Below are 277 nucleotides of genomic sequence, written 5' to 3'. Positions count from 1 at the left end.
CAATAAGGCAGGCCGACATAGTTCTCGGCGAGCGCGGTCGATGCCGCGCGCGACTGCACGAGATAGTCGAGTTCGGCCTCCTGGATGCGCTGGCCGAATTCGCCGGTGTCGGGAAAGCGGTGCAGCATCGTCGTCATCCACCAGGAAAAGCGAACCGCCTTCCAGACCCGCGCCAATGCCTTTTGCGAATAGGCGTCGATGCCAGCCGCGGATTTGTCGCGATAGAAGTCGCGCAAACCTGCGAAGAGATAGCGCACGTCGCTGGCGGCGAGGTTGA

1 pseudogene is annotated in these 277 nt (G+C 62.1%); it reads right to left on the bottom strand.

Going from position 1 to position 277, the window contains the following annotated elements:
* Positions 1–277: pseudogene (locus EOB49_RS35270) on the bottom strand (4-hydroxybenzoate 3-monooxygenase); the annotation flags it as partial.

This window comes from Mesorhizobium sp. M7A.F.Ca.MR.148.00.0.0 (assembly GCF_003997735.1).
GTDB lineage: Bacteria > Pseudomonadota > Alphaproteobacteria > Rhizobiales > Rhizobiaceae > Mesorhizobium.
This window is presented reverse-complemented; position numbering and strand designations above follow the sequence as displayed.